This is a genomic window from Bacillus sp. 166amftsu (genome assembly GCF_900107445.1).
Lineage (GTDB): Bacteria > Bacillota > Bacilli > Bacillales > Bacillaceae_G > Bacillus_A > Bacillus_A arachidis.
Genome location: NZ_FNQA01000019.1, coordinates 16367 through 26923 on the forward strand (window position 1 = coordinate 16367; position 10557 = coordinate 26923).

Annotated in this window: 22 protein-coding genes; all 22 read right to left on the bottom strand. The window is 41.0% G+C overall.

Going from position 1 to position 10557, the window contains the following annotated elements:
- Positions 1 to 21: 21 nt before the first annotated feature.
- From secY to rpsJ, 22 genes are read right to left on the bottom strand one after another with little or no spacing between them, the layout of a single operon-like run.
- Positions 22 to 1323: a preprotein translocase subunit SecY gene (secY, locus tag BLV40_RS23515; protein WP_026593172.1), complete on the bottom strand. Its 1302-nt coding sequence runs from the start codon at positions 1321 to 1323 to the stop codon at positions 22 to 24.
- Positions 1323 to 1763, bottom strand: a complete 441-nt coding sequence (gene rplO / locus BLV40_RS23520) for a 50S ribosomal protein L15 (RefSeq protein ID WP_017150138.1) — start codon at positions 1761 to 1763, stop codon at positions 1323 to 1325. Before rplO ends, secY begins: the two co-directional genes overlap by 1 nt.
- Positions 1764 to 1796: 33 nt before the next feature.
- The gene (gene rpmD / locus BLV40_RS23525; RefSeq protein WP_001085234.1) at positions 1797 to 1979 is read right to left on the bottom strand and encodes a 50S ribosomal protein L30; all 183 of its coding nucleotides are present in this window, start codon (positions 1977 to 1979) and stop codon (positions 1797 to 1799) included.
- 16 nt (positions 1980 to 1995) lie between these two features.
- On the bottom strand, positions 1996 to 2496 hold the full coding sequence (gene rpsE / locus BLV40_RS23530; RefSeq protein WP_017150137.1) for a 30S ribosomal protein S5: 501 nt from the start codon (positions 2494 to 2496) through the stop codon (positions 1996 to 1998).
- Positions 2497 to 2517: 21 nt separating this feature from the next.
- Positions 2518 to 2880: a 50S ribosomal protein L18 gene (gene rplR, locus BLV40_RS23535; protein WP_017150136.1), complete on the bottom strand. Its 363-nt coding sequence runs from the start codon at positions 2878 to 2880 to the stop codon at positions 2518 to 2520.
- A gap of 31 nt (positions 2881 to 2911) precedes the next feature.
- Complete coding sequence (gene rplF, locus BLV40_RS23540) at positions 2912 to 3451, bottom strand: 50S ribosomal protein L6 (protein WP_026593171.1); 540 nt, start codon at positions 3449 to 3451, stop codon at positions 2912 to 2914.
- Positions 3452 to 3482: 31 nt separating this feature from the next.
- Entirely contained in the window at positions 3483 to 3881 is a 399-nt protein-coding gene (gene rpsH, locus BLV40_RS23545) for a 30S ribosomal protein S8 (protein WP_000245511.1), read from the bottom strand.
- A 29-nt stretch (positions 3882 to 3910) separates the two neighbouring features.
- Positions 3911 to 4096, bottom strand: a complete 186-nt coding sequence (rpsN, locus tag BLV40_RS23550; protein WP_001085700.1) for a 30S ribosomal protein S14 — start codon at positions 4094 to 4096, stop codon at positions 3911 to 3913.
- Between the two features lie 33 nt (positions 4097 to 4129).
- Entirely contained in the window at positions 4130 to 4669 is a 540-nt protein-coding gene (gene rplE, locus BLV40_RS23555) for a 50S ribosomal protein L5 (RefSeq protein WP_017150134.1), read from the bottom strand.
- Between the two features lie 26 nt (positions 4670 to 4695).
- Positions 4696 to 5007: a 50S ribosomal protein L24 gene (gene rplX, locus BLV40_RS23560; RefSeq protein ID WP_026593170.1), complete on the bottom strand. Its 312-nt coding sequence runs from the start codon at positions 5005 to 5007 to the stop codon at positions 4696 to 4698.
- A 38-nt stretch (positions 5008 to 5045) separates the two neighbouring features.
- Positions 5046 to 5414, bottom strand: coding sequence for a 50S ribosomal protein L14 (gene rplN / locus BLV40_RS23565; protein ID WP_011983254.1), 369 nt, complete (start codon positions 5412 to 5414; stop codon positions 5046 to 5048).
- Between the two features lie 43 nt (positions 5415 to 5457).
- Positions 5458 to 5721, bottom strand: a complete 264-nt coding sequence (gene rpsQ / locus BLV40_RS23570) for a 30S ribosomal protein S17 (protein WP_011983253.1) — start codon at positions 5719 to 5721, stop codon at positions 5458 to 5460.
- A gap of 20 nt (positions 5722 to 5741) precedes the next feature.
- Entirely contained in the window at positions 5742 to 5942 is a 201-nt protein-coding gene (gene rpmC, locus BLV40_RS23575; RefSeq protein WP_000855718.1) for a 50S ribosomal protein L29, read from the bottom strand.
- Positions 5932 to 6366 (bottom strand): 50S ribosomal protein L16, encoded by a 435-nt coding sequence (rplP, locus tag BLV40_RS23580; RefSeq protein WP_026593169.1) that lies wholly within the window; start codon positions 6364 to 6366, stop codon positions 5932 to 5934. The genes rpmC and rplP overlap by 11 nt, the downstream gene beginning before the upstream one ends.
- 1 nt (position 6367) lies before the next feature.
- Positions 6368 to 7027, bottom strand: coding sequence for a 30S ribosomal protein S3 (rpsC, locus tag BLV40_RS23585; RefSeq protein WP_017150132.1), 660 nt, complete (start codon positions 7025 to 7027; stop codon positions 6368 to 6370).
- Between the two features lie 3 nt (positions 7028 to 7030).
- Complete coding sequence (gene rplV, locus BLV40_RS23590; protein WP_011983250.1) at positions 7031 to 7372, bottom strand: 50S ribosomal protein L22; 342 nt, start codon at positions 7370 to 7372, stop codon at positions 7031 to 7033.
- Positions 7373 to 7389: 17 nt separating this feature from the next.
- Positions 7390 to 7668 (bottom strand): 30S ribosomal protein S19, encoded by a 279-nt coding sequence (gene rpsS / locus BLV40_RS23595; RefSeq protein WP_017150130.1) that lies wholly within the window; start codon positions 7666 to 7668, stop codon positions 7390 to 7392.
- Positions 7669 to 7728: 60 nt separating this feature from the next.
- Positions 7729 to 8559, bottom strand: a complete 831-nt coding sequence (gene rplB, locus BLV40_RS23600) for a 50S ribosomal protein L2 (protein WP_026593168.1) — start codon at positions 8557 to 8559, stop codon at positions 7729 to 7731.
- 28 nt (positions 8560 to 8587) lie between these two features.
- Positions 8588 to 8878 (bottom strand): 50S ribosomal protein L23, encoded by a 291-nt coding sequence (gene rplW / locus BLV40_RS23605; RefSeq protein WP_026593167.1) that lies wholly within the window; start codon positions 8876 to 8878, stop codon positions 8588 to 8590.
- Entirely contained in the window at positions 8878 to 9501 is a 624-nt protein-coding gene (gene rplD, locus BLV40_RS23610) for a 50S ribosomal protein L4 (protein WP_026593166.1), read from the bottom strand. The genes rplW and rplD overlap by 1 nt, the downstream gene beginning before the upstream one ends.
- Positions 9502 to 9526: 25 nt before the next feature.
- Positions 9527 to 10159, bottom strand: coding sequence for a 50S ribosomal protein L3 (gene rplC, locus BLV40_RS23615; protein ID WP_026593165.1), 633 nt, complete (start codon positions 10157 to 10159; stop codon positions 9527 to 9529).
- Between the two features lie 34 nt (positions 10160 to 10193).
- Positions 10194 to 10502, bottom strand: a complete 309-nt coding sequence (gene rpsJ / locus BLV40_RS23620; RefSeq protein ID WP_001040596.1) for a 30S ribosomal protein S10 — start codon at positions 10500 to 10502, stop codon at positions 10194 to 10196.
- Between the last annotated feature and the right edge of the window lie 55 nt (positions 10503 to 10557).

The window sequence follows — 10557 nt, forward strand, 5'->3', positions numbered from 1 at the left end:
AAGACACATCTTCCCACTTACTCACTGCTTGATAAACCCTTTGTAATGGCGTTTTACCAGTTGGCTTTCTAGCTGCTTCATTGTTTCTAAAGCAACGCCGACAACGATTAACATACTCGTTCCACCGATCTGTGCAGATGGAGGAAGATTTCCCAGCTTCGTAAAGATAACTGGTAGAATTGCAATCGCTGCTAGGAAAATAGATCCTACAAAGGTCAAACGATACAAGATTTTTGTTAGATATTGCTCTGTATTCTTACCCGGACGAATACCAGGAACATATCCACCTTGTTTGTTTAGATTCTCTGACATTTGTTCTGGATTAACCTGAACAAATGCATAGAAATATGTGAAGGCTACAATGAGCGCAACATATATAATCATTCCCACTGGATGAGAATAGTTAAAGTTTTGGATAATCCACTGCGATATATCATGTTTCGGGAAGAACTGTGCAATAGTTGGAGGTGTAATCAAGAATGAAACAGCAAAAATTACTGGAATAACACCCGCACTATTTACCTTAAGAGGTAAATGTGTGTTTTGTGCTCCAGTATAACTACCATTTCCTCCTGTTACACGCTTCGCATATTGAATTGGAATCTTTCTAACAGCCTGTTGAATGAAGATAACTCCAACAACAACTGCTAGCACAGCTAGTAATATCAATACAACTTTAACGATACTCATGAACAGTTGATCTCCGACATTTTGAAACTGTTGTTGATACACTTGAGATATTACACTTGGGATAGCTGCGGCAATACCAGCAAAGATGAGGATGGAAATACCATTCCCTACACCTTTAGCTGTAATCTGTTCACCTAACCACATTAAAAATGCAGTACCAGCAGTCAGTACCGTAGCAATGTATAAATAAGTGCTCCAACCTGGATTCAAAATTAACTGCCCACCTACCATACCGTTAAAACCGATTGACATACCAAACCCCTGAATAAACGCAAGAACAATTGTAAAGTAACGCGTGAATTGTGTTAATTTACGACGGCCCATTTCGCCTTGCTTCGACCATTCCGAAAATTTAGGAACAACATCCATCTGCAATAATTGCACGATGATGGATGCTGTAATATACGGCATGATTCCCATCGCAAAGATGGAGAAGTTTTTCAAAGCGCCACCGCCAAATGTATTAAGGATTCCTAATGCATTTAACTGATCTTGTGCTTTCAGTACGTCTCCATTTGTAAATGGCACTGGGATAAACGTGCCAATCCTGAATACGATTAACATCGCTAAAGTGAATAATATTTTACGTCTTATCTCAGCAACGCGCATAAAGTTGGAGATTGTACGAAACATTAGATCACCTCAACTGTTCCGCCAGCTGCTTCAATTGCTTCTTTAGCACTTGAAGAGAACTTGTGCGCTTTAACAGTTAGTTTTTTCTCAACTGCTCCGCTTGCAAGAACTTTAACACCGTCGTTTAATTTGCTGATAACGCCAGTTTCCAGCAATAATTCAGGTGTTACTTCTGTACCATCTTCAAAACGATTTAACGTCGCTAAGTTTACGATAGCAAACTCTTTGCGGTTAATGTTTGTGAAGCCGCGTTTTGGTAAACGACGGAATAATGGAGTTTGACCACCTTCAAAGCCAAGACGAACACCGCCACCAGAACGTGCGTTTTGTCCTTTATGACCTTTACCAGCAGTTTTACCGTTACCAGAACCGATACCGCGACCGACACGGTTACGTACTTTACGAGAACCTTCTGCAGGTTTTAATTCATGAAGTTTCATTCCCAGGCACCTCCTTATATTAATGAGTTATCCTTAAGCTTCTTTTACAGTTACAAGGTGAGAAACTTTGTTGATCATACCAAGAATAGCAGGAGTTTCTTCCTTAACTACAGTTGAATTCAACTTTTTAAGACCTAAAGCTTCTACAGTCGCACGTTGATCTTGCGGACGACCAATTACACTACGAGTGAGGGTAATTTCTAACTTTTTCGCCATTTGTTTTCCCTCCTTCTTAACCTAGTAGCTCTTCTACAGATTTACCGCGTAATTTTGCAACATCTTCAGCACGCTTAAGTTCGCTTAATCCGTTCACAGTAGCGCGAATCATGTTAATTGGTGTGTTAGAACCAAGAGATTTCGAAAGAATATCTTGTACACCAGCTAATTCAAGAACCGCACGAACAGGTCCACCAGCGATTACTCCAGTACCTTCAGCAGCAGGTTTTAGGAATACTTCACCAGCTCCGAAATGTCCGATGATTTCGTGTGGAATTGATGTACCAACTAATGGTACTTCGATTAAGTTTTTCTTAGCATCTTCGATAGCTTTGCGAATAGCATCAGGTACCTCTTGAGCTTTACCAGTACCGAATCCAACATGACCGTTTTTATCACCAACTACAACTAGTGCAGCAAAGCGGAAACGACGACCACCCTTAACAACTTTCGCAACACGGTTTATCGTAACTACACGTTCTTCAAGTTCTAATTTACTTGGGTCAATGCGACGCATCAATTTTCCCTCCTTTGACCATTAAAATTGTAATCCAGCCTCACGAGCAGCTTCAGCTAGAGCTTTAACACGGCCATGGTATAAATAACCACCGCGATCAAATACTACTTCTTTAACACCCTTCTCTACAGCACGCTTAGCAACTAATTCGCCAACTTTCGTAGCAGCTTCAGTGTTGCCTGTACCGTTAAGAGCAAGGTCTTTATCAAGAGTAGATGCACTTACTAATGTTACACCATTCACATCATCAATAACTTGAGCGTAAATGTGTTGATTAGAACGGAATACGTTTAAACGTGGACGTTCTGCAGTACCAGTAAGTTTAGCACGTACACGTGCATGTCTTTTCTTACGAGTCGCATTTTTATCAGCTTTAGTGATCATTCTTGTCACTCCTTTCTTTCACCTAACGGGCTTACTTAGCAGTTTTACCTTCTTTACGACGAACAACTTCGCCTTCGTAACGAATTCCTTTACCTTTGTAAGGTTCTGGAGCACGTACAGCACGAACGTTAGCAGCGAATTCGCCAACACGTTGCTTGTCGATACCTTTAATCACGATCTTAGTTGGAGCAGGAACTTCAACTTCAAGACCCGCTTCAGGAGTCATTTCAACTGGATGAGAGTAACCTACGCTTAATACAAGTTTGTTACCTTGTTTTTGAGCACGGTAACCAACCCCGATTAATTCAAGTCCACGAGTGAAACCTGTAGTTACACCTTCAACCATGTTTCCTAGTAAAGCACGAGTTGTACCATGTAATGCACGGTGTTCCTTCTGTTCAGATGGACGCTCTACTGTTAGGATGTTTTCTTCAATTTTGATAGACATATCAGCATTGAATGTACGAGTTAATTCACCTTTAGGTCCTTTTACTGTTACAGTATTGTTTTCTGTTACTGTGATAGTAACACCTGCAGGGATTTCAAGAATCTTTTTACCAATACGAGACATGTTGTCACACCTCCGTTCGTTTCAATATTAATTACCAAACGTATGCTACTACTTCTCCACCTGTTTGTAACTGACGAGCGTCTTTGTCCGTCATTACTCCCTTAGATGTAGAAACAAGAGCGATACCTAATCCGTTAAGTACACGTGGTACTTCGTCAGCTTTAGCGTAAACGCGTAAGCCAGGCTTACTGATACGTTTTAATCCAGTGATTACACGTTCATTGTTTGCACCATATTTCAGGAAAATACGAAGGATACCTTGTTTGTTATCCTCGATGTATTCTACATCACGAATGAAACCTTCACGTTTTAAAAGTTCAGCGATCTCTTTTTTGATTTTAGAAGCAGGAACCTCTAATTTCTCATGACGTACCATGTTCGCATTACGGATGCGAGTAAGCATATCTGCAATTGGATCTGTCATCACCATGTGTTTTACCTCCTTCCCATTTGTGGGTTTTACCAACTAGCTTTTTTAACACCAGGAATTTGACCTTTATATGCAAGTTCACGGAAACAAATACGGCAAAGTTTAAATTTGCGGTATACAGAATGCGGACGACCGCAGCGCTCGCAACGTGTATACTCTTGTACTTTAAACTTAGGAGTACGCTTTTGTTTCGCAATCATAGATTTTTTAGCCACGTTTTCGCCTCCTCTACTTAGCGTTGGCTTCCATTATTTTTGGAATGGCATACCGAATTGTGTTAAAAGTTCACGAGCTTCTTCGTCAGTGTTCGCTGTAGTAACGATTACGATGTCCATACCGCGGACTTTGCTTACTTTATCATAATCGATCTCAGGGAAAATAAGTTGCTCTTTAACACCTAATGTATAGTTACCACGACCATCGAAAGATTTCTTAGATACACCACGGAAATCACGTACACGTGGTAAAGAAACAGATACTAATTTGTCGAAGAACTCATACATTTGCTCACCGCGTAAAGTAACTTTCGCTCCGATTGGCATACCTTCACGTAGACGGAAACCAGCGATAGATTTCTTAGCACGAGTGATTACAGGCTTTTGACCTGCGATTTGAGTTAATTCTTCTACAGCATTGTCTAATGCTTTAGAGTTTGCTACCGCATCACCAACACCAGTGTTGATAACGATCTTTTCGATCTTCGGTACTTGCATTACAGATTTATAGTTAAACTTGCTCATTAGAGCAGGAGTAATTTCCTTTTGGAACTTCTCTTTAAGGCGATTCAATGAAGTGACCTCCTTTCTTAAGAAAATTATTTATCTAATAATTCACCAGATTTTTTTGCAATACGAACTTTTTTACCATCTTCCACTTTGTAACCTACACGAGTAGGTTCACCTGTTTTCGGATCTAATGGCATAACATTAGACACGTGAATAGGTGCTTCTTTCGTGATGATTCCACCTTGTGGATTTAATTGAGATGGCTTAGAGTGCTTCTTAACGATGTTAACACCCTCAACAATAACACGGTTTTGCTTTGGGAAAGCAACAAGGATAACACCTTGTTTTCCTTTGTCTTTACCAGTGATTACCTGTACTTTATCACCTTTTTTTACATGCATCTTAATTCTGCACCTCCTTAGCAAGGCAATACCTCAAATTATAGAACTTCTGGAGCTAAAGAAACGATCTTCATGAAGTTGCTATCACGTAGTTCACGAGCTACTGGTCCGAAGATACGAGTACCGCGTGGGCTCTTGTCATCTTTAATGATAACAGCTGCGTTTTCATCAAAACGGATGTAAGAACCATCTGGACGACGAGCACCGCTCTTCGTACGTACTACTACTGCTTTAACAACGTCACCTTTTTTAACAACGCCACCTGGTGTTGCTTGTTTTACCGTAGCAACGATAATATCACCGATGTTAGCATATTTACGACCAGAGCCGCCTAATACCTTAATTGTTAAAAGTTCACGTGCACCAGAGTTGTCAGCAACTTTCAAACGAGATTCTTGTTGGATCATGTTATGAAACCTCCCTTCGGACTTAAAATTCCGATTCGTCTATTTAGATAATAACCGCTTCTTCAACGATTTCAACTAAACGGAAACGCTTAGTAGCAGAAAGCGGGCGAGTTTCCATGATTTTAACGATATCGCCAACTTTTGCTTGGTTTTGCTCATCATGGGCTTTGTACTTCTTAGAATACTTAACGCGCTTTCCGTACAAGGAATGAGTTTTGTAAGTTTCAACTAAAACTGTAATCGTTTTGTCCATTTTGTCAGATACAACACGACCAGTATAAACTTTGCGTTGGTTACGTTCGCTCACTTTGCAAACCTCCCCTCAATTTATCGATTAATTCCGATCTCTCTTTCACGAACTACAGTTTTCATACGAGCGATCGCTTTACGCACTTCACGGATGCGTGTTGGATTCTCTAATTGTCCTGTAGCAAGTTGGAAGCGAAGGTTAAACAACTCTTCCTTTAACGCTTTAACTTTTGTTTCGATTTCGGCAGTGGTTAATTCACGAATATCATTAGTTTTCATTAGATTCACCACCATTTTCTTCACGTTTTACGAATTTACATTTCACTGGTAATTTGTGAGCTGCAAGACGTAATGCTTCGCGTGCTACCTCTTCAGATACACCCGCGATTTCAAACATAATTTTCCCAGGTTTTACTACTGCTACCCAGCCTTCTGGTGCCCCTTTACCGGAACCCATACGTACTTCAAGAGGTTTTGCAGTGTAAGGTTTAGAAGGGAAAATTTTAATCCAAACTTTACCGCCACGTTTCATGTAACGAGTCATTGCACGACGAGCAGCTTCGATTTGACGGTTAGTGATCCATGAAGCATCTTGTGCTTGAAGACCGAACTCACCAAATGCGATTTCCGTACCACCTTTAGCACGACCACGCATTTTACCACGATGCTCTCTACGATATTTTACGCGTTTTGGCATTAACATATTATTTTCCTCCTTCCTCAGAAGCTTTCTTTTTTGTAGGAAGGACTTCTCCACGGTAGATCCATACTTTTACGCCTAATTTACCGTATGTTGTATCAGCTTCAGCTGTTGCATAGTCAATATCAGCGCGAAGTGTATGAAGTGGAACAGTTCCTTCACTGTAAGATTCTGCACGAGCGATATCTGCTCCGCCAAGACGACCAGAAACCTGTGTTTTAATACCTTTAGCACCTGCGCGCATAGCACGTTGAATAACTTGCTTTTGTGCACGACGGAAAGATACACGGTTTTCTAATTGACGAGCGATATTTTCCGCTACTAATTTAGCGTCAAGATCAGCTCTCTTAACTTCTAAGATGTTGATGTGTACACGCTTGCCTGTTAATTGGTTAAGAGCTTTACGAAGTGCTTCAACTTCAGTACCACCTTTACCAATTACCATACCAGGTTTTGCAGTGTGAATTGTAACATTTACACGATTTGCTGCACGCTCGATTTCTACTTTAGAAACAGAAGAATCTTTTAAGCGAGCTGCGATGTATTCACGAATTTTGATGTCTTCATGAAGAAGTGTAGCGTAATCTTTCTCAGCGAACCAGCGAGATTCCCAATCACGAATAACACCGACACGAAGACCGACTGGATTAACCTTTTGACCCATCGATTATCCCTCCTTCTTTTCTGATACCACAACTGTGATGTGGCTTGTGCGTTTGTTAATTTGGCTTGCACGACCCATTGCACGTGGACGGAAACGTTTTAACGTTGGACCTTCGTCAACGAAAACTTTTTCAACAACTAAGTTGTTTACATCCATTTCGTAGTTATGCTCTGCGTTTGCGATTGCAGATTTTAAAACTTTCTCTACAACTGGAGAAGCAGTTTTTGGTGTGTGGTTAAGGATAGCGATCGCTTCACCCACTTGCTTGCCTCGGATTAAGTCTACTACTAAACGAACTTTACGAGGAGCAATACGAACTGTTCTCGCTACTGCTTTAGCTTGCATTGAAGTGCCTCCTCTCATTATCTTCTAGTTTTCTTATCGTCAGCATCATGACCTTTGTACGTACGAGTTGGTGCGAATTCACCTAACTTGTGGCCAACCATGTCCTCAGTGATGTATACAGGTACGTGTTTGCGACCGTCATATACAGCGATTGTGTGACCAATGAACTGAGGGAAGATTGTTGAACGACGAGACCAAGTTTTAACAACTTGCTTTTGCTCAGTTTCGTTTAACTTTGCAACTTTATTCATTAAGTGATCATCAACAAATGGTCCTTTTTTTAAGCTACGAGCCATTGTGGTGCCTCCCTTCGTGATTGCCGTACGGTTCCAAAAGTGAACCGTACTACAACCCCATTATTTTTTACGACGACGAACGATGAATTTATCAGACGCTTTATTTTTCTTACGAGTCTTGAATCCAAGAGTTGGTTTACCCCATGGAGACATTGGAGACTTACGTCCGATTGGAGAGCGACCTTCACCACCACCGTGTGGGTGATCAACTGGGTTCATTACAGAACCACGAACAGTTGGGCGCTTACCTAACCAGCGAGAGCGACCTGCTTTACCGATTTTGATAAGTTCATGTGATTCGTTACCTACTTGACCTACAGTAGCACGACAAGCAGATAATACTAGGCGTACTTCACCAGAAGTTAAACGTACAAGAACGTATTTACCTTCTTTACCAAGTACTTGTGCAGATGTACCAGCAGAACGAACTAATTGTCCACCACGGCCTGGTTTAAGCTCGATGTTATGAACAACAGTACCTACTGGAATGTTGATTAATGGTAATGCGTTACCGATTTTAATGTCAGCATCAGCGCCAGACATAATTTCCATACCTACTTCTAAGTTTTTAGGAGCAAGAATGTAACGTTTTTCACCGTCAACGTAGTTAATTAATGCGATATTCGCAGAGCGGTTTGGATCGTATTCGATCGTAGCAACGCGTCCTGGAATTCCATCTTTGTTACGCTTAAAGTCGATGATACGGTATTGACGCTTATGTCCGCCACCTTGGTGACGTACAGTAATTTTACCTTGGTTATTACGACCAGCCTTTTTGCTTAAAGGAGCAAGTAAAGACTTTTCCGGTCTGTCAGTCGTGATTTCAGCGAAATCATTCGTAGTCATGTTACGACGACCGTTAGTAGTTGGATTATACTTTTTAATTGCCATCTCAATTTCCCTCCTTCTTTAGTAAGAATTAAACACCTTGGAAGATTTCGATTTCTTTGCTGTCAGCAGTTAGCTTAACGATTGCTTTACGACGACGGCTAGTAAAACCAGCGTGACGACCAACGCGTTTTGCTTTCGGCTTGTAGTTCATGATGTTCACTTTTTCTACTTTAACACCAAAGATCGCTTCTACAGCATCTTTAACTTCTGTTTTATTAGATTTAACGTCCACATCGAACGTGTATTTTTTTTCAGCCATCATTTCCATAGAACGTTCAGTGATAACTGGGCGCTTAATGATATCACGAGGATCTCTCATTATGCAAGCACCTCCTCTACTTTTTCCACTGCCGCTTTTGTCATGATTAGCTTATCATGATGAAGCACGTCTAAAACGTTTACGCCATCAGCAGTGATTACTGTTACTCCAGGAATGTTGCGAGCAGATAACTCTACAGCTTCGTTTGCATCAGCAGTTACGATAAGAGCTTTCTTCTCTACAGCTAATCCTTTAAGTACTGCTACCATGTCTTTTGTTTTCGGTGCATTTAACACTAGGTCTTCAAGAACTACAATGTTGTTCTCAACTACTTTAGTAGCTAATGCAGATTTGATTGCTAAGCGACGAACTTTCTTAGGAAGTTTGTAAGCATAGCTTCTTGGTGTAGGTCCGAATACCGTACCACCACCGCGCCATTGAGGAGAGCGGATAGAACCTTGACGAGCACGTCCAGTTCCTTTTTGACGCCATGGTTTACGACCACCACCACGTACTTCAGAGCGAGTTTTTACTTTGTGTGTACCTTGACGTAAAGATGCACGTTGCATCATTACAGCTTCGAAAAGTACAGCTTCATTTGGTTCGATACCGAAAATAGCTTCTGCTAATTCGATTTCACCAACCTGTGAACCAGTTTGGTTATATACAGTAACTTTTGGCATTGGAATTCCTCCTTCCTATTGTGAATTATTTACTAGCCTTCACAGCGCCTTGAACAACTACAAGAGATTTCTTAGCACCTGGAACGTTACCTTTAACTAATAATAAGTTGCGTTCAACGTCAACTTGAACGATTTCTAAGTTTTGAACCGTAACTTGGTCTCCGCCCATACGTCCAGCAAGTTTTTTGCCTTTGAATACACGGTTCGGAGCAACTGGGCCCATTGAACCTGGACGACGGTGATAACGAGAACCGTGAGACATTGGTCCGCGAGATTGTCCGTGGCGTTTAATAGCACCTTGGAAACCTTTACCTTTAGAAATTCCTGTTACGTCTACGATTTCACCTGTAGTGAAAACTTCAACTTTTACCTCTTGACCAACCTCTAATCCGTCCACGTCTGCATCGCGGATTTCGCGAATGAAGCGCTTAGGAGCAGTAGATGCTTTAGCAACGTGACCTTGTTCAGGTTTGTTAGCTAATTTTTCACGTTTGTCGTCGAATCCTAACTGAATTGCGTTATAGCCATCAGTTTCAGTTGTTTTCTTTTGAAGAACAACGTTTGGAGTCGCAGCGATTACTGTTACAGGAATTAGCTCACCGTTTTCAGCAAATACTTGAGTCATACCGATCTTTCTTCCTAAGATTCCTTTGGTCATGAGTTACACCTCCTACATTTTTAAGTTATATAAATTATAGTTTGATTTCGATATCTACACCAGATGGTAAGTCTAAACGCATTAATGAGTCTACTGTTTGTGGAGTAGGGCTCACGATGTCAATTAGACGTTTGTGCGTGCGCATTTCGAATTGCTCACGAGAATCTTTGTACTTATGAACAGCACGAAGAATTGTGTAAACAGTTTTTTCAGTTGGTAATGGGATCGGACCAGAAACTGTTGCCCCAGAACGCTTAGCTGTTTCTACAATTTTCTCAGCTGACTGATCAAGAATACGGTGATCGTAAGCTTTTAAACGGATACGAATTTTTTCTTTTGCCATTATTTTCCCTCCTTCGTTCGCCTATTTCTAAAATAGACCTTCTCCATGGAAATTT

What these genes read in the sequence shown, in the direction of transcription:
- rplV (WP_011983250.1), bottom strand. Translation starts at nt 7,372, where the DNA reads ATGCAAGCTAAAGCAGTAGCGAGAACAGTTCGTATTGCTCCTCGTAAA.
- rpsC (WP_017150132.1), bottom strand. Translation starts at nt 7,027, where the DNA reads ATGGGTCAAAAGGTTAATCCAGTCGGTCTTCGTGTCGGTGTTATTCGT.
- rpsJ (WP_001040596.1), bottom strand. Translation starts at nt 10,502, where the DNA reads ATGGCAAAAGAAAAAATTCGTATCCGTTTAAAAGCTTACGATCACCGT.
- secY (WP_026593172.1), bottom strand. Translation starts at nt 1,323, where the DNA reads ATGTTTCGTACAATCTCCAACTTTATGCGCGTTGCTGAGATAAGACGT.
- rplP (WP_026593169.1), bottom strand. Translation starts at nt 6,366, where the DNA reads ATGTTAATGCCAAAACGCGTAAAATATCGTAGAGAGCATCGTGGTAAA.
- rplN (WP_011983254.1), bottom strand. Translation starts at nt 5,414, where the DNA reads ATGATCCAACAAGAATCTCGTTTGAAAGTTGCTGACAACTCTGGTGCA.
- rplX (WP_026593170.1), bottom strand. Translation starts at nt 5,007, where the DNA reads ATGCATGTAAAAAAAGGTGATAAAGTACAGGTAATCACTGGTAAAGAC.
- rplC (WP_026593165.1), bottom strand. Translation starts at nt 10,159, where the DNA reads ATGACCAAAGGAATCTTAGGAAGAAAGATCGGTATGACTCAAGTATTT.
- rplF (WP_026593171.1), bottom strand. Translation starts at nt 3,451, where the DNA reads ATGTCTCGTATTGGTAAAAAGATTCTTGAAATCCCTGCAGGTGTTACT.
- rpsH (WP_000245511.1), bottom strand. Translation starts at nt 3,881, where the DNA reads ATGGTGATGACAGATCCAATTGCAGATATGCTTACTCGCATCCGTAAT.
- rpmC (WP_000855718.1), bottom strand. Translation starts at nt 5,942, where the DNA reads ATGAAAACTAATGATATTCGTGAATTAACCACTGCCGAAATCGAAACA.
- rplW (WP_026593167.1), bottom strand. Translation starts at nt 8,878, where the DNA reads ATGAGAGATCCTCGTGATATCATTAAGCGCCCAGTTATCACTGAACGT.
- rplB (WP_026593168.1), bottom strand. Translation starts at nt 8,559, where the DNA reads ATGGCAATTAAAAAGTATAATCCAACTACTAACGGTCGTCGTAACATG.
- rplO (WP_017150138.1), bottom strand. Translation starts at nt 1,763, where the DNA reads ATGAAACTTCATGAATTAAAACCTGCAGAAGGTTCTCGTAAAGTACGT.
- rplR (WP_017150136.1), bottom strand. Translation starts at nt 2,880, where the DNA reads ATGATCACTAAAGCTGATAAAAATGCGACTCGTAAGAAAAGACATGCA.
- rpsS (WP_017150130.1), bottom strand. Translation starts at nt 7,668, where the DNA reads ATGGCTCGTAGCTTAAAAAAAGGACCATTTGTTGATGATCACTTAATG.
- rpsE (WP_017150137.1), bottom strand. Translation starts at nt 2,496, where the DNA reads ATGCGTCGCATTGACCCAAGTAAATTAGAACTTGAAGAACGTGTAGTT.
- rplD (WP_026593166.1), bottom strand. Translation starts at nt 9,501, where the DNA reads ATGCCAAAAGTTACTGTATATAACCAAACTGGTTCACAGGTTGGTGAA.
- rpmD (WP_001085234.1), bottom strand. Translation starts at nt 1,979, where the DNA reads ATGGCGAAAAAGTTAGAAATTACCCTCACTCGTAGTGTAATTGGTCGT.